Source organism: Bacillus sp. FSL K6-3312, from assembly GCF_038007485.1.
GTDB classification, from domain to species: Bacteria; Bacillota; Bacilli; order Bacillales; family Bacillaceae; genus Bacillus; species Bacillus pumilus.
Window position 1 is genome coordinate 869,600 of the sequence record NZ_JBBOXI010000001.1, and the last position, 18,698, is coordinate 888,297.

At 41.3% G+C, this 18,698-nt stretch carries 21 protein-coding genes and 1 pseudogene; 17 read left to right on the plus strand and 5 right to left on the minus strand.

The genetic code is table 11. The annotated features are described in order from the left end of the window. The first annotated feature begins 12 nt into the window (after positions 1-12). The gene (locus MHI11_RS04110) at positions 13-615 is read left to right on the plus strand and encodes a class D sortase (protein WP_044139755.1); all 603 of its coding nucleotides are present in this window, start codon (positions 13-15) and stop codon (positions 613-615) included. Beyond that, positions 608-934, plus strand: a complete 327-nt coding sequence (locus MHI11_RS04115) for a hypothetical protein (protein ID WP_044139713.1) — start codon at positions 608-610, stop codon at positions 932-934. The genes MHI11_RS04110 and MHI11_RS04115 overlap by 8 nt, the downstream gene beginning before the upstream one ends. 53 nt (positions 935-987) lie before the next feature. On the opposite strand, the gene MHI11_RS04120 is transcribed toward MHI11_RS04115, so the two are convergent. From MHI11_RS04120 to MHI11_RS04130, 3 genes are all read right to left on the minus strand, one after another. Further along, on the minus strand, positions 988-1,302 hold the full coding sequence (locus tag MHI11_RS04120) for a DMT family transporter (RefSeq protein ID WP_003217878.1): 315 nt from the start codon (positions 1,300-1,302) through the stop codon (positions 988-990). A 1-nt stretch (position 1,303) separates the two neighbouring features. Next, the gene (locus MHI11_RS04125) at positions 1,304-1,648 is read right to left on the minus strand and encodes a DMT family transporter (protein ID WP_003217798.1); all 345 of its coding nucleotides are present in this window, start codon (positions 1,646-1,648) and stop codon (positions 1,304-1,306) included. An 80-nt stretch (positions 1,649-1,728) separates the two neighbouring features. Further along, the gene (locus tag MHI11_RS04130; protein WP_034620888.1) at positions 1,729-2,307 is read right to left on the minus strand and encodes a TetR family transcriptional regulator; all 579 of its coding nucleotides are present in this window, start codon (positions 2,305-2,307) and stop codon (positions 1,729-1,731) included. A 173-nt stretch (positions 2,308-2,480) separates the two neighbouring features. Here MHI11_RS04130 and MHI11_RS04135 point away from each other — a divergent pair, with 173 nt between their 5' ends. From MHI11_RS04135 to MHI11_RS04165, 7 genes are all read left to right on the plus strand, one after another. Beyond that, on the plus strand, positions 2,481-3,029 hold the full coding sequence (locus MHI11_RS04135; protein WP_044139712.1) for a VanZ family protein: 549 nt from the start codon (positions 2,481-2,483) through the stop codon (positions 3,027-3,029). Continuing rightward, on the plus strand, positions 3,026-3,490 hold the full coding sequence (locus tag MHI11_RS04140) for a DUF6884 domain-containing protein (protein ID WP_044139711.1): 465 nt from the start codon (positions 3,026-3,028) through the stop codon (positions 3,488-3,490). Before MHI11_RS04135 ends, MHI11_RS04140 begins: the two co-directional genes overlap by 4 nt. A gap of 150 nt (positions 3,491-3,640) precedes the next feature. Beyond that, positions 3,641-4,270, plus strand: a complete 630-nt coding sequence (locus tag MHI11_RS04145; protein WP_340960507.1) for a rhamnogalacturonan acetylesterase — start codon at positions 3,641-3,643, stop codon at positions 4,268-4,270. A gap of 153 nt (positions 4,271-4,423) precedes the next feature. Continuing rightward, positions 4,424-5,467 carry an NAD(P)/FAD-dependent oxidoreductase gene (locus MHI11_RS04150; protein ID WP_044139710.1) on the plus strand — a complete coding sequence of 348 codons (1,044 nt, stop codon included), beginning with the start codon at positions 4,424-4,426 and terminating at the stop codon, positions 5,465-5,467. A 71-nt stretch (positions 5,468-5,538) separates the two neighbouring features. Next, positions 5,539-7,122, plus strand: coding sequence for a helix-turn-helix domain-containing protein (locus tag MHI11_RS04155; protein WP_340960509.1), 1,584 nt, complete (start codon positions 5,539-5,541; stop codon positions 7,120-7,122). Between the two features lie 134 nt (positions 7,123-7,256). Next, positions 7,257-8,186, plus strand: a complete 930-nt coding sequence (locus tag MHI11_RS04160; RefSeq protein WP_106067556.1) for an ABC transporter substrate-binding protein — start codon at positions 7,257-7,259, stop codon at positions 8,184-8,186. 12 nt (positions 8,187-8,198) lie between these two features. After that, positions 8,199-9,914 (plus strand): ABC transporter ATP-binding protein, encoded by a 1,716-nt coding sequence (locus MHI11_RS04165; RefSeq protein WP_340960510.1) that lies wholly within the window; start codon positions 8,199-8,201, stop codon positions 9,912-9,914. A 75-nt stretch (positions 9,915-9,989) separates the two neighbouring features. Here the strand turns inward: MHI11_RS04165 and MHI11_RS04170 are convergent. Continuing rightward, positions 9,990-10,316 (minus strand): annotated as a pseudogene (locus MHI11_RS04170) (YnfA family protein). A gap of 356 nt (positions 10,317-10,672) precedes the next feature. On the opposite strand from MHI11_RS04170, the gene MHI11_RS04175 reads away from it, so the two are divergent. The 6 genes from MHI11_RS04175 (at position 10,673) to MHI11_RS04200 (ending at position 14,517) form a co-directional block, all read left to right on the plus strand. After that, entirely contained in the window at positions 10,673-11,239 is a 567-nt protein-coding gene (locus MHI11_RS04175; RefSeq protein WP_106067554.1) for an RNA polymerase sigma factor, read from the plus strand. Next, entirely contained in the window at positions 11,236-11,982 is a 747-nt protein-coding gene (locus tag MHI11_RS04180) for an anti-sigma factor (protein WP_106067553.1), read from the plus strand. Before MHI11_RS04175 ends, MHI11_RS04180 begins: the two co-directional genes overlap by 4 nt. Positions 11,983-12,077: 95 nt before the next feature. Then, on the plus strand, positions 12,078-12,512 hold the full coding sequence (locus tag MHI11_RS04185) for a hypothetical protein (RefSeq protein WP_223252874.1): 435 nt from the start codon (positions 12,078-12,080) through the stop codon (positions 12,510-12,512). Between the two features lie 158 nt (positions 12,513-12,670). Further along, complete coding sequence (locus MHI11_RS04190) at positions 12,671-13,696, plus strand: zinc-binding alcohol dehydrogenase family protein (RefSeq protein WP_340960511.1); 1,026 nt, start codon at positions 12,671-12,673, stop codon at positions 13,694-13,696. Further along, positions 13,693-14,220, plus strand: coding sequence for a YfiT family bacillithiol transferase (locus MHI11_RS04195; protein ID WP_044139700.1), 528 nt, complete (start codon positions 13,693-13,695; stop codon positions 14,218-14,220). The genes MHI11_RS04190 and MHI11_RS04195 overlap by 4 nt, the downstream gene beginning before the upstream one ends. Before the next feature lie 12 nt (positions 14,221-14,232). After that, a complete protein-coding gene (locus tag MHI11_RS04200) occupies positions 14,233-14,517 on the plus strand; it encodes a hypothetical protein (RefSeq protein WP_044139699.1) in 285 nt (94 codons plus the stop codon). A 22-nt stretch (positions 14,518-14,539) separates the two neighbouring features. Here the strand turns inward: MHI11_RS04200 and MHI11_RS04205 are convergent, their stop codons facing one another. Beyond that, on the minus strand, positions 14,540-15,019 hold the full coding sequence (locus tag MHI11_RS04205; RefSeq protein WP_044139698.1) for a MarR family transcriptional regulator: 480 nt from the start codon (positions 15,017-15,019) through the stop codon (positions 14,540-14,542). A gap of 168 nt (positions 15,020-15,187) precedes the next feature. Here MHI11_RS04205 and mprF point away from each other — a divergent pair, with 168 nt between their 5' ends. Both mprF and MHI11_RS04215 read left to right on the plus strand, forming a co-directional pair. After that, entirely contained in the window at positions 15,188-17,758 is a 2,571-nt protein-coding gene (mprF, locus tag MHI11_RS04210) for a bifunctional lysylphosphatidylglycerol flippase/synthetase MprF (protein WP_216927793.1), read from the plus strand. A 91-nt stretch (positions 17,759-17,849) separates the two neighbouring features. Further along, positions 17,850-18,398, plus strand: a complete 549-nt coding sequence (locus MHI11_RS04215) for a thioredoxin family protein (protein WP_003217810.1) — start codon at positions 17,850-17,852, stop codon at positions 18,396-18,398. The last annotated feature ends 300 nt before the right edge of the window (positions 18,399-18,698 follow it).

The window sequence follows — 18,698 nt, forward strand, 5'->3', positions numbered from 1 at the left end:
ACGAGTGTATTGATGAAAAAAAGAACCTTATTAGGCAGCTTTTTGGTGGTCGCGGGGCTAATGCTCATCTCCGTTCCTTTTATATATGAGTGGCGAACTTCTCAAGAGACAGCAGCAATGGAACAGGCATTAAAGATGATTGAAGAAAATGACAGTGATGCCCTTTCTTCTATTCCACATCTCACTGTGTCAGAAGAAGACCTTCGAGATGTGATGGAGCTAGAGATCCCGTCAATTGATTTAAACGAAAAAGTGCTTCCTGTTACATCAAAAGAAAATTTAGGTATTGCACTGACTCAGATCAAATCTCATCAAATGCCAGGTGAAGGGAATTTCACGATTGCAGGCCATAGAGGGTATAGAGGCGATCGGCTTTTCAGGCAGCTGCCAGAGGTGCCGAAAGGAGAAAAAGTCGTCTTACATCATCAAGCGGAAACATATGAATATAAAATTGTCAGCTCAGCTACGATTGAACCGACGGATGTTGATGTACTAAAGGATCGCGGGGAAAATGAACTGACATTGATCACTTGTACTCTTGATGGTCAGAAACGATTTGTCTTAAAAGGAATACGAATCAATGCTTCAAAGGGTGAGCAACCGTCGGATGTATAACATCAACATAATAGATGATGGGTACAATGGAAGAGCAGCGTGGACGACCGACATGTTACACCAAATGTTATCAGAGCATTATCCAACATTAAAAAACGAACGTTGGGATGTTGATGTAGATACAATTCGGACTTCGCCTATTCTTCATCCTATATTGAAAAAAAAGCTTCCAATTGGTATCGAAAAATTCACCTGTGTGTTGTTCACGCAGCAGACAGCAGCTTTTGGAGAACCTTTGATTGTGTACTTTTTATTAGATGAAAAAGGCGAATCGATTTACGCTATGGATCTCTTGCTCGAGCAGCAAGATACCCATTAAACGAGAAATGAAAAAGGAAGGGGCTTTGACTCCCTTCCTTTTTTGTTATTCAATTACGCAAATAACTTCAGCCCAACGACGCCAATCACAATCAGCAGCAAGCTGAGGATACGAATCATATTTTTCGGCTCTTTAAATAGAATCATATTAAACAAGACAGAGCCCGCCGTCCCAAGTCCAATCCAGACCGTATAGGCAACGGATACTTGAACGGAAGAGAACGAGGCGTATAAAAACAAAAAGGATAAGGCAAACCCGCCGACAAATAAAATACCTGTCGTGATTTGCTTCTTCTTACTAAACATATTGAGACCAATGGTGCCACCAATTTCGCAGGCAGAGGCTAACAGTACAAAAAACCAACCCATGTTATACCGCTTCTCCTTTCTGCTCATGTGCATCTCCATCAGACACTTTCAGTCCAATAATGCCGAGAATTAAAATGCCCATAAATAAGAGCTTTTCTAATGAAAAAGAACCGCCGAACAGCGCGTAATCCATCAAAGACGTACCAATCGTTCCAACTCCGGCAAACACGGCGTACACGGTCCCTGTCGGCAGCTTCTCGCAGGCTTTCATTAAAAAATAAAAATCAACCGGGATCAGGCAAATAATGATCGCCCACTCCCACACAGCATCAGCTCTATTTAAACCAAACACCCAAAGTAATTCGAATAAACAAGTGAGTGCGACATACATCCAGCTTTTTTTCATCGTATTTCCTCCTAAAACTTAAAACTGACGATTCGTCATTTTGAAACCAAAAAAGAACGTACAGCAAGTGCTGTACTAAGTTAAGGTGTCTCTATGCCAAGTGCGTAAAGAAGAAATTGCTTCACTTCTCGCTTTTGAATCAGAACCTCTTCTGTATCAGTTTCTGTAAATAAGTACATTTGCTCAGCAGACGATTCAAGTAAACCGATAATGAATTTAGCTGCATATTGACAGTTCAAATTCGCACGGACCCTTTTGTCCTGCTTTGCTTTTTCTAAAAAAGCAGCGACCCATTTGTAAATCGGCTCATAAATATCTTCCCATTCCTTTAAATGCTCCGTGGCAGCTAAGCCTGAGTAGGTCAGAGCAAGGACGTCACGGTATTGTCTTGTAAAAGAGAAGATGAATTCAACAAGCGCATCTGCTTGATCGAGGACATCCGCATGCTGAGTCAATTCCTTTTCAATAGCTGGGACCATCTGCGAGATGAGATGTTCTGCGATAGCAGGCATGACAGACAGCTTTGAAGGAAAATATAGATAGTATGTTCCTTGCGCCACTCCTGCTGCTTTCACAATATCCGAAATGGTCGTCTTTTCGATTCCTTTTTCTTTAAACGCGTCAATGGCAGCAAGCATAATCTTTTCTCGTTTCGACACATCATCACCGACCTTAAATGACTGAATGTCAGTCAGTTTAACGAAAAACTGACGATTTGTCAATATGGGTGTCTCGTTATTGAATAGGAGAATAAGTGATGAATAGATGCGGGCAGGCCTGAATAAGCTGTAAATATGGTCAAGCATCATGTGAGAAAGGGGCAGCTCTCCGTATGACATTCAATGCGATGTTTTCTATTGCTTATTTTCTCTTGCTCGTCCCGCTCTATCTACATATGAGATACAGACAGGCGAAAAAGCAAAAACGATTTATCTATTTACGAACAGAAATCGTTCTTGCCTGTCTGTTTATGTATACGAATGTTTTATTGTATTTGACGGTCTTTCCAAATCGTTTTTCCGCACCAAGGGATCAGGTGAGTGTCAACCTCATGCCTTTGCAGTCCATTTATCAAAATCTCCATGCCTATCATCACGGCTATCCCAATCTTGTTTTTTTAAATTTGGCAGGGAACATTTTGTTATTTGTGCCACTTGGTTTTTTTCTCTATCAAGCATTCCGAACCATGCGCTGGCAAAAGGCGATTCTTGCTGGCTTTTTCTTGTCAACCATGATTGAAGTGCTTCAATGGGTTTTCTCGCAATCTGGTATGATTACAAGAAGCAGCGATATTGATGATATTCTCTTAAATACACTCGGCACAGCGCTAGGTTGTATGTTGTATCGGATGTATCGACGAAGGAAGGAGAAAATCAAGTGAAGCGAGTATGTATCATTCCATGTGGGGCGAAGAAAATTTGGGACGTCCATCCAGAAGCAGGGAGCCAGCCGGCGAACCTCGTTTATTTAAGTCCGCTGCATCAGCATACGAAAAGCTATGCCCAAACGTTCTTTTCAGACTGGCTGATCATATCAGCGAAGCATGGATTCTTAAAAGCAGATGAAATCATTCATGAAAATTATGATGTGGCTTTTGGTACACCGCATGCTGATCAGATGACAAGAGAAGCACTAAGTGAGCAATTTCATGAAAAACATCTCACTGCATATGATGAACTAGTGATACTAGGTGGAAAGAAATATCGAAAGGTGATCGATCCTTTATTACTTCCTCATCAAACAGCGATTTATCCGCTAGCTCCATATAAAGGAATTGGCTATATGCTTCAGGCATTAAAGCAAGCCGTTGAGACAAAAGTAGAACTTCCGCCGCATATTTAACGTATTCACATCTACCGGTAAGCAGGGTTTTGATCATTAAAAAGAGAATGAATGAAGTAGCGATGCTGATTGTTTCATATCTTTTCAGCAGCCACTTGGATGTCCGCATCGCTTATAAAAGTGGCTATATGAACAAGGGGGCGTATGAACATGACAACCATCTATTTAGCTGGTGATTCAACCGTTGCATCTTACCCGGATCGTCCTGTTCAAGGAGGATGGGGAGAGTTTTTACATCGCTATACAGCGCAAGGCGTGAGCGTCGACAACCGCGCAATCGGTGGAAGAAGCTCAAAAACATTCATTGAAGAAGGACGGCTTGATAAAATATTGGCTGACATTCAGCCTGGGGATTGGCTGCTTACACAAATGGGGCACAATGATGCTTCAACGGAGAAGCCTGAACGGCATACAGACCCTTTCACGACGTATAAAAGCTATTTGTCTCAATATATTTACGGAGCAAGAGCAAAAGGAGCTACACCGCTTTTATTAACGCCAGTCGGCCGCTTTCATGAAAAAGACGGAGAATATATCAATGATTTCCCTGATTACTGTGCCGCTATGAAAGAACTAGCTGATGAAGAAGAAGTCCTTCTTGTTGATTTAAATACGGCAAGCCTTCAGTTTTATCAAATTTCCGGCATTGAGAAAACGACTTCTTACTTTATGCTGTCAACAGGCGTAGAGGATCGCACGCACTTTACAAAAGAAGGAGCAGATGCGATTGCAAGACTTGTTTCGCTTGAATTAAAGGACCTTGGATTAACGATTGTGTGATGGATGACAGGACGAGAAAGTGCTCGTCCTGTTCTTTTTTTGCAGAAAGCTATTGATTCCCTTCACCAGAGTAGACTACAATAGGTACATATGATAATGAGAATCAATATCACTTATAAATAGATCAATCGATGAAAAATTGGAGGGACTCAAATGACAGATCAACTTGAATTGTTTGACGTTACCATTATTGGCGGCGGTCCAGCAGGAATGTACACCGCCTTTTATAGTGGGATGCGGGATTTAAAGACGAAGGTACTGGAGTATAACGAAAGCCTTGGCGGGAAAATCCTACTGTATCCTGAAAAGGTCATTTGGGATGTAGGCGGATTAGTGCCGACAAGAGGAGAGCAATTGATTAAACAGCTTGAACAGCAAGCCAAAACATTTGAACCTGTCATTGCATTAAATCAAAAAATAACAGACTTTCATCGCTTAGAAGATGGAAATATATTGATTACGTCCGAAAATGGTGATCGTCATTTAACCAAAACCTTGATTCTGGCAATGGGGCATGGTATTCCAGTTCAAAGAAAGCTGGAGGTTGAAAATGCAGATCGCTATGAAGTAACAAACCTTTATTATACGGTTCAGGAGCTCAAAACCTTCGCTGGAAAAAGAGTCGTCATCTCTGGGGGCGGCGATTCTGCGGTGGATTGGGCAAATGCCCTTGTGCCAATTGCGAAAAGTGTCACTGTTATACACCGCAGAGATATGTTTGGTGGTCATGAAAAAAACGTGGCGAATATGAAAGCTTCAAGTGCACGTATTTTAACTCCACATGAATTAACTGACCTACATGGTAACGGAAAAGAAATCGAAGCTGTCACTGTTCAGCATTTAGAAACAGGTGAAAAAGAACGTATTGAAACAGACGCAGTCATTGTCAACCACGGCATGAAAGGCGATTTAAGTGTTCTTGCAGAATGGGGATTAAAGCAAGGTGAATGGGGGCTCATTGAAGTGAATGAGCAGATGGAGACCAATTTACCAGGTGTGTATGCAGTAGGTGATTTATGTACACATAAAAGCAAGGTCCGCTTGATTGCAGGAACGTTTGTAGATGGTGTGAACGCACTAAATAGTGCGAAATTATATATCGAACCAGATGCGGAGAAAGTGGCGTATGTATCTTCTCATAATGAACGGTTTAAGGAAAAAAACAAAGAATTGCTAGCAGCCGGTGCGGATCGCTAAAAAAAACAAAACAAGAAGGGTGGTGCCGCAACGGCATCACCTTTTTTATCGCTGAAAGGAGGTATCCGTAGATGAACGCACAAATGGAAACGATGTTACATATGAAAAAGAAAATTCAGATGTGTCTAAAAGCAAAACAAACGAACAGATGGCAGACAAAATCTCCAAGCGTTTTAACAGCTGATGGTACCGTTATCATTCAGCTAGAAGGAATGGAGTACGAGCTTGACGGTGGGGATAGCCTGTTTATACGATCTCACATCCCTGTTGTGATCCGTTCTTTATCTAATCAGCAAGTCACAGTCTTTGCTGTTTCATTTGAACATTACATGCTCACAAATGATGCTGATGATGAATTAATTTATAAAATCAATTATGATACCCTGCCTGATAACGGGCAAGTGGTGATGGGCTCACCGCTATTATTTCATCATATTAAACGTTTAAGTGATCCCTCTTATTCAGAAAGTAGCCAAGTGAAGCTACTAAAGCTAGTACTGCAAATATTTCAGCAACAAAATGAAAAAACAACTCATGCTGATCATTATTCAATTCAAATGATTCTTCAATACATTGCAGAGCATTACCAACAAGAACTGACCCGTAAGGACTTAGCACATAAAATGGGCTTTAATGAAAGCTATTTCTCAACTTTTTTTAAGAAAAGCGTTGGGATGAGTGTTACAGATTATATTGCACAAATTCGAATAGATGAAGCAAAAAAGCTATTGTTCAAAACCGATGAACAGGTTCAGGCGATTGCACAAAGAGTAGGCTATACTGATAGCCTCTATTTCAGCAGAAAGTTTCGTCAAAAAACGGGCAGATCGCCTAGTCAGTATCGACTGAGTCGCCAACCAAAACGAATTGCCGCTTTTCAGTTTGTAGGCTCTCTGCTTGCGCTCGGAGTGAAACCAATTTGCATGGAAGAAGATATTGCTCTTTATTCAGATCTGCTTCAAGGTCAACTCAGTGATGTCTTCGTCATTCATGAACATACACCTGACGACGTTTTGAAGGACATGAACTTAGACCTCATTTTAATGCCTGATTATTTCTATACAAATATAGAATGGATGAAACGCATGGAGAAAATCGCTCCTGTGCTTGTTTTTCCATATAGTCGCCTGAGTCCTGTAGAGGAGGTACTTTGTTTAGGTAGCCTCATCGGAAGGAGCACAGAAGCTAAGCAATGGGTGGAACGTTATGAGAAGCAAGCACAGAAGGAAAGAGCTCGCTTGACGCCATTTTTAAAAAAAAAGGAAACGGTTGCTTTATATGAAGTAAGGGGACATGACAAGGTGTATATGTGGTCTTTTCATGCGAGAGGAGCAATCAACCTATATAAAACGTTGGGGTTGAAGCCCCCTGAAGCCATTCAAGAGGAGGTGCTGAAACCGGATAAACATGTTGTGATTCCGCTTGAGCGTTTAGCAGATTATGCAGCAGATCATATGTTTTTTATTGTGGCTGTTCGAAATGGATGGTACAGACATATGGACAAACGTATGAAGGAAAGTGATGTCCTGCGTAATTTACCCGCAGTGCAAAATGATACATTCTACCTGTTAAAACTAGAAGAATTTAGATTTGGTGAAGGGGAACGAGCGATAGAAATCATGAAACGATTCTCTCAATTTTTAATAAAAGAATAAGAGTTTCTAACAATTGTCCATAAACAAGTTATGACGATTATCCATAGACCGATAGACAAGCGGTTGATAGAATACGAGAGACAAATAAATGATAATGATTCTCAATGATTCATCATGATATGGAGGAGAAAAGTATGAAAAAACAAGGCATATTTCTTAGTTTAATGACTTTAGTGTTGTTATTCGCACTAGCAGCCTGCGGTCAAAAGGAAGAAAGTAAAAAAGCCGAAGAAAAAACAAAAACGGTTGACACAGTGAAAGGCAAGGTCGAGATTCCAGCAAATCCAAAGCGTATTCTCGTAGATGGGTATTTGGGTAGTGCTGTTGCACTAGGGGTAAAACCGGTTGGTGCCACAACACAAGATTTAAAAAACATACATCTCAAAGGCAAAGTGGATGGTGTGGCAGACATTAGTGATGAACGCTCCGCCGAAAAGGTGGCAAGCTTAAAACCAGACCTCATCATTTCAGCTGTAGACGATGAAAAGGTACTTGACGTCTACAGAAAGATTGCCCCAACGATTGTTTATCCGTTCGGTGTATTTAAAGATTCACAAGAAGAGATCACTACATTAGCCGGCATCTTGAATAAAGAAGAAGAAGGAAAAGCGTTTTTGGAAAAATTTGATCAACGTATGGAAGCTGCTAGAAAGAAAGTGAAAACAGTCATCAAAGAAGGCGAAACAGTGTCAATCTTGGGTGCATTTAGAAATGATGTCTATGTGTATGGGAATGGTATCTATCGAGGTGGACAAGCACTTTACGAACAATTGCAGCTTCAGCCGCCAAAAGAGGTAGCAGACACTATTTTAAATGGAAAGTCAGGATTAGAACAAATTTCATATGAAGTGCTACCAAAGTATGCAGGTGATTATATATTTGTTGATGAAGCCAACGGAGGAACATTCGATAAGAGCAATTCAATATGGAAAAGCTTAAAAGCAGTGAAAAAGAATCAAGTACACGACTTGGATATTACGTATTTCTGGCCATTTGATCCAATAGCTATCGCCAATCAAGCAGAAAAATACGTTGAGATATTGACAGAATTATCTCAGAAGTAAGGGGGCTGCTTTTTGTTAAAACGATTTTTCTCCTATTATAATCCATATATGGGGCTGTTTATATTAGATTTTTCCTGTGCCGTCATAGCGGCACTACTTGAATTATCATTTCCACTTGCGATCAGTATGGTTGTAGATGACCTGCTCCCAAACAGAAACTGGGAAATGATTCTCATCTGGAGTGGAATTTTACTGGCAGTCTATGTCGTCAGCTCAGCGATGAATTATGTGGTGACATATTTCGGACATAAGCTAGGTATCAATATTGAAACAGATATGAGAAGTCAGCTATTCACCCACGTACAAAAAATGTCTTTTCGATTCTTTGATCAAAAGAAAACAGGAAAGCTTGTTTCACGCATGACAAACGATTTAATGGATATTGGTGAAATCGCTCACCACGGTCCTGAAGATTTATTTATTGCAATGATGACTCTTACAGGTGCATTTGCCCTGATGCTATCAATTAATTGGCAGCTTGCCGTCCTCACGTTTCTCATTGTTCCATTCTTAATATGGCTCTCGGTTTATTTTACGAAGAAAATGTCGATTGCCTTTGATCACATGTTTTCAAGCATTGGTCGATTCAATGCTAGGGTTGAGAATAATGTGAGCGGAATTCGAGTAGTGAAGGCATTTGGGAATGAAACGCATGAGATTGATCGCTTTATTGAACACAATGAACAGTTTAAACAAACGAAATTAACCACATACAAAATGATGGCATTACACGCTTCGATTAGTCATCTGCTTATGAAGGGCGTCACCATCTTTGGACTTGTATGCGGGACATGGTTTGTGATGCAAAAGAATATGACCTATGGTGAATTCATTTCATTCGTCCTGCTGTCTGGAATCTTTTTAGGACCCATTCAACAAATTAATTCAGTGATTGAGACGTATCCAAAGGGAGTCGCAGGCTTTAAGAGATTTGTTTCGCTCTTAGATCAAGCCCCAGACGAAAAGGACGTCCCTGATGCAATTCATGTCGATGGGCTAAAAGGTGAAATCACATTTCATGATGTCAGCTTTGGTTATGAGAAGGACAGTTTGATCCTTGAGCATATTAATCTGGAGATCAAACAAGGGGAAACGGTTGCCATAGTAGGTCCTTCCGGTGCTGGTAAATCCACGCTATGCAGTTTATTACCAAGGTTTTATGAATGGCAATCTGGAACCATTACGATAGACGGCATTGATAGTAGACAGATGAAGCTGTCTTCACTGCGCCAACAAATTGGAATAGTCCAACAAGACGTCTATTTATTTAATGGGAGCATTCGAGAGAACATTCTTTATGGAAAGCTTGATGCAACTGAGGATGAAATATGGCAGGCAGTTTTAAAAGCAGAGCTAAAAGAACTCGTCGAATCCCTGCCCGAAGGTCTTGAGACAATGATTGGTGAAAGAGGCGTCAAGCTGTCAGGTGGACAAAAGCAGCGTGTATCAATTGCACGTATTTTCCTGAAAAATCCCCCTATTTTAATACTGGATGAAGCGACCTCATCACTAGATACTGAAACAGAGGCTTCGATCCAACGATCACTAGAAGAGCTTTCAGAAGGTAGAACGACGCTAGTCATTGCGCATCGCCTTGCAACTATTCAACATGCAGATCGAATTGTTGTTGTGACAAAAGGTGGTATTGCAGAGCAAGGAAATCACAAAACATTACTAACGCAAAATGGCTTATATAAGCGCCTTTATGAAACACAATTCGGGGCATAAAAAGTTCATTAGGAGAAAAAAGCCGGCAAAAGAGCGCCGGCTTTTTTCTCATGACAAGTATCGCAATCTTTTGCCCTAGTTTATAGGGGCAAAGAGCATCATACTCACACCTATTAAACAAATAAGAGCGCCTACCCAATCGTACAAATCAGGCGTTTTTCGATCGACCCACCAGCTCCAAAACACAGCAAGAACCACAAACACACCGCCATATGCCGCATAAACCCGTCCGAAAGTCGGGAACTGCTAGAAGGTAGGAATGACCCCATAAGCGACGAGGATGAGGCTGCCGGCGATTCCGAAGCTGACCGGTTTGGCTTCACGCAGCCAAAGCCACACAAGATAGCCGCCGCCAATTTCTGCTATTCCTGCTAATAAAAAAAGAATGATCGTCAAAATCATGTAAGGACACTCCAATTCATTTCGTTACCTTCTATTATGACATGTTGAAAAAATGTGTTCTACTTCATTTGCATTGTGAGGGGGACGAGAGTTTGCTAGAATCAACTGAACAGAGAATGGAAACACATGGATTCTTGACTTTTCAGATAGAAGTGATCCAAATGGCCTTGCTTTTCGTACAGTAAGTACATTCTCATGAGGAGCACACTTCCTTTTTCGGCGCTCTTTTTTTCTCCTTGAAAAAAGAGTAAAGTACAAAGTAGGCTTATTTCAGCAAATCGAGTGATAAGCAATACGTGAAGGGTTTCATGATGAATGCAGCATGCTCTTTCTCATGAAAAAGGAAGGAGATGACCATGGATACACTGAAAGATTCTGAGCTGTATCACAAGATCAAATTTGATCGTCACAAGCCTTCGCTTGAAGTGCTGTATGATCGCTATGAACGTGTGTTATATTCGTTTATTTATAAAATGACTGGAAGCCGTGAGCTTACGGAGGAAGTGCTTCAAGAAGTCTTTATCAAGCTCTGGCGCGGCATAGGAGAATACCATACGGATAAAGGGAAATTCTCCTCGTGGTTATTCATGATGTCACGCAACACGGCCATTGATCTTCTAAGAAAGCACCGGAACGAAACGACACTAGAAGATGAGCATATTGAATATTTAGCCGATCATCAAGAAGATGTATCAAAGGAAGTCGAATGGAACGAGGAAAAACAAATCATACGTGAAGCAGTATCTACATTGTCAAAAGAACAGCAAACCATCATAGAAGATGTCTATTTTAAAGGAATGACACAAAAAAGTATTGCTGAAAAGCTAGGCATCCCCATTGGAACGGTGAAGGGAAGGGTTCGATTGTCATTGAAGCACTTACGGACGAGACTGTCTCGCGGAGGAAAGGAGGAAGAGGCATGACTCAGTGTAAACATCAAGTGATTGATTATTTCAACGGGCATATCCAAGGAGAAGAAAAAGCACAATTTGAAGAGCACCTCAAGCACTGCTCAGCTTGCAAAGAAGAGCTTGAAGAATTGACATCGCTCATGTCTGACATTCCATTTCTAGCAGGTGACCAAACACCTCAGGCAGGGATGAAAGACCGCATTTTATCCCAGGTGTTTGAAGAAGAGACGGCCGAAGAAAAGAATAGCCATAGGAAAGAGCTCAAGGCAGTACGTGAACAAAACGAGATCAAACCACTACAAAAGAAACGAAATCAATGGCTCTTGCCGCTCGTTGCCGCACTGCTTCTCATTTCAGCAGCTGGAAACGTGTATTTCTTATCGAATGGAAAAGAACAGGCGGAAGAACCTGTCAGGGTTGTAGCGACAAAATCACTGGCATCAGCCGCATCACCAAAAACAACGGGTGCTTTCTCAGTGATTGAGCATAACGGCAAAAAAGAGTTGGTGGTGAGTGCAGACGGATTAAAGGATCAGCTTGATTCATCTGCTGTTTATCAAGTATGGCTTATTAAAGGCGATCAGCCGGTACCAGCTGGTGCCTTTAAAACAGATAACAAAGGAGAAGGAACCGTCACCTATGCATTATCAGAAAAAGAAGCGAGTGAATCATGGGATACCGTGGCAGTTACCCTTGAACCAAAAAAGGATAACAAGCTGCCGCAAGGACCTGTCGTACTAAGCGCTGCATTTTAAATGTGATTCAGGAAGGGTGCCTTTGGGCATCCTTTTTTGATAGGCAGAGGGAACTTTTTGGCAAATCAGACGTAGTACATATGGAGGTGAAACAGATGAAACCATACATAGAAAAAGAACTATTTCTCTTATCAGTGAGACACGCATGTATTGCCATTTATTTTCTTGTCATCCCATTTTTGATCCCATTCTTTTATCGCCCATCGCTTTTATTCATTACGCTCATTGCACTTTTTATCACTCATAACTTAGCGGAAAGTATCATTTGGTTTTATAAATCGAGAAAGATCAGAAAGCATCAGTCTGGTGATCTATCGAAACGAGAACATGTCTTGACCCAGATCGTGCAAAGGCTTGAACAGCTGATGATGATCAGTTTTGTGGTGTTTTTTATAAACGAATGGATACAGGGGATAGCAGATATGTCTAACCTCTTCTTCATTACTTTTTTCTTCATCATTGTTTTCCTTCAACACACCCAGTTTTATTACGTTCAGCTATTCTTTAAATCCAAAAGCTGGTTCTCCTAAGTTCCTTCATTGCAAAAGGCACGTCCTTCTTATATAGCGAGGGAGAGAAAGGCTTTGAAGAGTTCTTAATGTGCAATCACTCGTTTGATCTATCCATAAACATCAGAAAATTATGATAAAATGTGGAAAAGAAGCATATAGAAAGGGAGTGCGAACGAGTGAAAGCTGTTGGACTATTGGAGTACTTACCGATTGAGCATGAGCAAAGCTTGATGGATCAGGAAGTAGAAAAGCCTAAAGCAACAGGCAGGGATATACTGGTGAAGGTTGAAGCTGTGTCAGTGAATCCAGTTGATACGAAGGTGAGATCACCGAAGGATCAAAAGGAAGAAAAACTGAAAATTCTTGGCTACGATGCAAGCGGTACGGTTGTTGAAGTTGGCGAAGCGTGTACATTATTTCAGCCTGGTGATCACGTGTACTATGCGGGAGATATCACGCGTCAAGGCTCAAATAGTGAGTATCAGCTTGTGGATGAACGGATTGTGGCAAAAAAGCCTGTTAATCTCTCCTTTGCAGAAGCAGCCGCGATGCCTCTGACGACGATTACGGCATATGAAGCGTTATTTTACCGGATGCATATGAAGCGAAATGCAGAAGGGGCAACACTGCTCATCATCGGCGGTGCAGGCGGAGTAGGTTCTATTGCCATCCAACTAGCCAAATTAGCAAATGCCACTGTGATCGCCACCGCATCAAGACCTGAAACAAAAGAGTGGTGTCTGTCATTAGGTGCTGATCATATCATTGATCATCATGAGCCGCTTCTTGCGCAGCTTCAGGAAAAAGGAATAGGCGAAGTGGATTTCATTTTATGCCTAAATGATACAGACGGACACTTCAAAGGCATGGCAGAAGCCATCAAACCGCAAGGCACGATCTGTACCATTGTCGAGAATCAGCATAACTTAGACATTCAATTACTCAAAAATAAAAGTGCTGCATTTGTATGGGAGTTCATGTTCACACGCCCTATGTACAAAACAGCGGACATGATCAAACAGCATGAGCTTTTAACAGAGGCGGCTGAGTTATTTGAACAGGGGACATTGACGCATACATTAACAAAGGTTCTCAGTCCGATTAATGCTGCTCATTTGAAGCAGGCACATCAAACCCTTGAACAAGGAAAGATGATTGGCAAATTTGTACTAGAAGGATTTGAGAAAGGGGAGAGTGTATGACGTCATTACAATATCCGATTGGCTTATATGAACCGGCTGAAGAAAAAACGAAAGAACAGCTTGTGGCATGGATTGATCAGTTGGCTGCGATTCCTCAAGAATATGAAACGGTCACCAATCAATTGACAGATGCTCAGCTGGATACACCCTATCGGCCTGGAGGATGGACCGTCCGTCAGCTCATTCATCACGTAGCAGACAGCCATCTGAATGCATACTTACGATTCAAGCTTGCGCTCACAGAAGAAATACCGCACATCCGTCCATATGATCAGGCGGGATTCGCCGAGCTTCCAGATAGCAAAGCGCCCATCAGCCTATCACTGCCCTTAATCAGCAGTCTGCATCGCAGGTGGGTTACATTACTTCGAGGGATGTCAGAGGAAGACTTCACTGCGTCTTATTATCACCCAGCCTATCAACAAACGGTGTCTTTATATGATGCAACAGGTATGTATGTCTGGCATTCAAAGCATCATCTTGCCCATATCACGGAATTAATCAAAAGAAATCAATGGAATTAAAGGAGTAAACACATGTCTGGTAGAAGAATTGTCGGCGCCATGTTTATTTGTATGGCGGCATTGTTTTATGTAGCGAAATATGTCCTTTTCGAGATACGTTATAGTAACAGCTTAGGCTCAGAAAGAACGATTGAGGAACTTGAACAACTGCTGCCTGGCGGTACGTGGATCAGTATCTTTTTTCTTATCATCGGTTTAGGTTATCTTTTATGGGATGACAGAGTCGTTCTTCAAAAAACCTTCATCCTCTCAGATAAACAAGTAGAAGAAGAACTAAAAAAGACGGATCTCAAGTGACCGTCTTTTTTCCTTTTCATGTTTAGCCGCGTTCAGGACGCAGTGCTTTTTCTAAAATAGCCAGCCCTTCGTTGACTTTTGCTTTTTCCTCGTCATTAAGCCGTTGAAGGGAGTTTTTGATTTTTTCGTGTCCTTTTTGATAAATGCTTCTGAAAATGTTTTTCGCTTCCTCTGTTAGTTCGACGACAATGATTCTCCGGTCACGCTCAGAATGCTTTCGCTCGACAAAGTTAGACTGTTCTAAACGGTCAAGCAAGCCTGTCATATTGGACAAAGAAGCCCCCATTTTTTCAGCAATTTCGGATACTTTAAGAGAGCCATGGTTATTGAGCAGCATGAGTACCTTCATTTGAGGCATACTCATATCAAGCTTCATCCATTCTGACACATCTCCGAGACCTGCAGCTGTGAGTACTTTCATATAAAGCACCCATGTCTTTTTTTCCTCTGGAGATAGAATCTCTTCTTTTAATACGGTGGTGTCATGAATATTATATTCCACGCTTGTTCACTTCCTTTAAGCGGCTCTTTTCTCTATATTACTGATTTTTACTTCTAATTGAAAGGTTCGTCAAGCTTTTGAATGTTAAACTGCATGAATCAAGTGGTATTTGTTGTATAATAATGGTCAGTCGAAATAAATGAAGCAACTTAGAAAGTTGGGAAAATCATGTGGAACAAAAAAACGGGTATGACGATCTTAAAAATGCTTTTTCCGATCGTGATTATCCTTGTCTTAATTTTTGTCGCCAAGAAGGAACTGAGCGGCCTTTCCATTAAAAAAACGTTTTATATCATTGACAGCTTGAATCGAATGGACTTGTTTATTCTTGTTTTTCTTGGACTTGTCGCAGTGTTATCGATGTCCTTATATGATTTTATTTTACGAAAAAGCCTGAATATGCCCATCAGCGGCTGGAAAACGATTCGCATTTCTTGGATTGCGAACTCCTTTAACAGTGTCCTTGGGTTCGGCGGTCTATCAGGAGCAGGGCTTAGAACACTTCTATACAAGGAGTACATAACCGATACGAAAAAACTGCTCAAAGGCATTGCCCTTTTGACTTCCTCGGTCCTTTTGGGCTTATCTATTTTCAGCGATCTAATCCTGGTGAGGGTGCTTCCTGTTGAAAGTATTATCAGCCAAGAGCCGTGGTTATGGGCCTTTGTGATCATCTTTGCCTGTATTGTGCCTATTTACATCATTATGGCATCCGTACGAAAAAGCTCGATTGAGAGCGGTGAAAGCGGACTGAAGCATCCGATTTACGCTTATATCGGAGCATCGTTTTTAGAATGGCTGGCAGCTGGTCTCGTCATGTACATGGCTGTCGTCTCTATGGGGATGAATGTCGATGTGCGGATTGTATTAGGCGTATTTGCGATTGCGTCAATCGGCGGTTTAATCAGTATGGTTCCGGGCGGATTTGGTTCATTTGACCTCATCTTTTTACTGAGCATGCAGTACATTGGGTTTGATAAAGAGATGGTGCTGACGGCGCTCGTTTTGTACCGCTTCGTGTACTCGATCTTCCCGTTTATCCTTGGGCTTTGTCTAGCTGCTTACGATTTAACGGGAACGACGCTTAGACGTCTTGAAGGCAATCCGAGAATGGCACCTGCCGTAGAAACAACAAACGTCTTAATTGTGTTGCACCGTGCTTTATTAATCCGTTTATTGTACGGATCAGTATCAATTTTAACTTTCGGAAGCGGCTTGCTCATCATGGCGTCTGTTGTGCTTCCTGTCGATCGATTAGGCGTGATTACGAGCATTCCACGCTTTCTATTATCAGGATTTAATGGTCTTTCTTTAATGTTCGGCATCATCCTGATGATTTTGTCCATTGAAGTGTATAAACGAACGAAAAGATCGTATGTGCTGACGATGATCGCCCTAGCAGGCGGCTTTGTGTTTACTTTGTTAAAAGGATTTAACCTGAGTCTCATCTTTATTCTGCCAGTCATCATGGCTGTATTTTTCTCTCTTCGAAATCAATTTGTGAAGCAGCAGGCCCCTTATTCCTTGTATCAGTTTGTGGCGGCTGCCGCTGGTTATTTACTCGTGCTGTTTAACTATAATGTCATCGGCAACTTTATTTGGACAAAAATTGGACATTTCTTGAGTAGGGATTACCTGGTGCATAATGAACGGCATATCACAATGACAAGCATGATTGCGCTCATCGGTGTACCTCTTTTTTTCTTCATTAGCAGATTGATTTTTAATAAAAGAGCATTTCCGATTGGAGAAATAGCAGATGAGGAAAAATTAAAAACGTTTTTAGAGGAAAAGGGTGGAAATGCCCTCAGTCATCTTGGCTTTTTAGGCGATAAAAAATTATTTTTCTCAAGTGATGGAGAGGCGATGCTTCAATTTGGGCGCATTGGCCGCTGCGTCATTGTGCTTGGAGATCCATCTGGACGTAAATCGTCCTATCCACTTGTACTTGAAGAGTTTCTACAGCAGACAGAAAAAGCAGGCTATCGCGTTGCTTTTTATCAAGTAGAACGGGAAGGGATGGCGCTCTACCATGACTTAGGCTTTCATTTCTTTAAGCTTGGAGAAGAAGCCATGGTCGATTTAGAAACGTTCTCTCTTTCCGGTAAGAAAAAATCAAATTTACGGGCTGTGGCCAATAAGTTTGAACGAGAAGGCTATACCTTTGAAATGCTGGAACCGCCTTTTTCAGGTGAGCTTATCTCAACTTTAAAACGGATTTCTGACAGCTGGCTCGGAAAGAAAAATGAAAAAGGGTTTTCGCTCGGCTATTTTCAAGAAGATTATCTTCAAAAAGCACCGATTGCGATTCTGAAGGATGAACAAGGGGAGATCATTTCTTTTGTATCACTAATGCCGATGTATCAAGAAGGGGAGATTTCCATCGACCTAATGCGTCATATGCACGATGCACCGAACGGGATGATGGATGCGCTGTTTATCCACCTTTTTCAATGGGCGAAAGAAAAAGGCTACAAATCCTTTAACATGGGAATGGCGCCTTTATCAAATGTAGGAACATTTCATCAATCTTTCCTCACGGAGCGTTTGGCGAGTGTTATTTTCAACAACGTCAGATTTATGTACAGCTTCAGCGGATTACGGTCGTTTAAACAGAAATATAAACCTGAATGGCGCGGAAAATATTTAGCGTATAAAAAGAATACATCATTACCTGTCACAATGGTGCTTGTCACCAAGCTGATTGGGATGGACCCAAATCGCAACCGGCGTCCATAGATCAAAAACCTTTACCTTTCACTAGGTGAAGGTTTTTTTAGACAAAAGAATAGCAAAAGTGGTAAAGTTGAAGAGTAAGGGGGATGTAAATATGACATTAAATGAATGGTTTAAAAAGGGATTAACTGAACGTACATATGTACACAACATGGAGAAAAACCGAGAAAATCTACTCACGGTGTACAATCAGTACGCAATTCATCAAAAAGAAAAAGAGCTGCTTCAAAAGCTGCAAAAGAAAAAGCTCAGAGCGCTTGTCATCACAGCGGATTGGTGCGGAGATGCGATGGTCAATGTACCAATTTTCATGCGTATTGCAAGTGAAGCACTCATTGATGCGCGCTATTTCATTCGGGACGAGCATCTAGATCTGATGGATCAGTATTTAACGAACGGGACCGCAAGATCGATTCCGATTATCGTGATCATTGATCAGGATGGGAATGAAGTAGGTAAATGGGGACCACGCTCAACAGAAGCACAGCGATTTGTTGATGAGAAAAAACCCGACAAGGATGCCCCTGATTTTGAGGAAGCTTTTCAAGTATTTGCGAAAGAAGCCGCACATCACTATACGACAGATCGTTACTTATGGAAAGATATTGAGAAAGAAATAGTAGAAGTTTTGGAAAAAATATAAACCAAAAGACTACTTCGCCGCAACGGGAAGTAGTCTTTTTTTATCTTGTTTTTGCGTCTCACCTACAAAACACCGCATAAAGATGTAGAAAAACCGCAGAATTCTACAAAAAACCGCAGAAAACCGCAACGCATCACGATTTTCCCAACCATTTTTAGTTGAAAAACCTCATATGTGCCATGAAAACCTTAATTTTGCCCTTATCTAAAGGCTCATATAACGCACGTTGGTTTGCTTTTTCCCAATACAAGAGGCCCAGCAACTATAGTAATCTAGTTGTAATCTCCTTTGAACGAACTA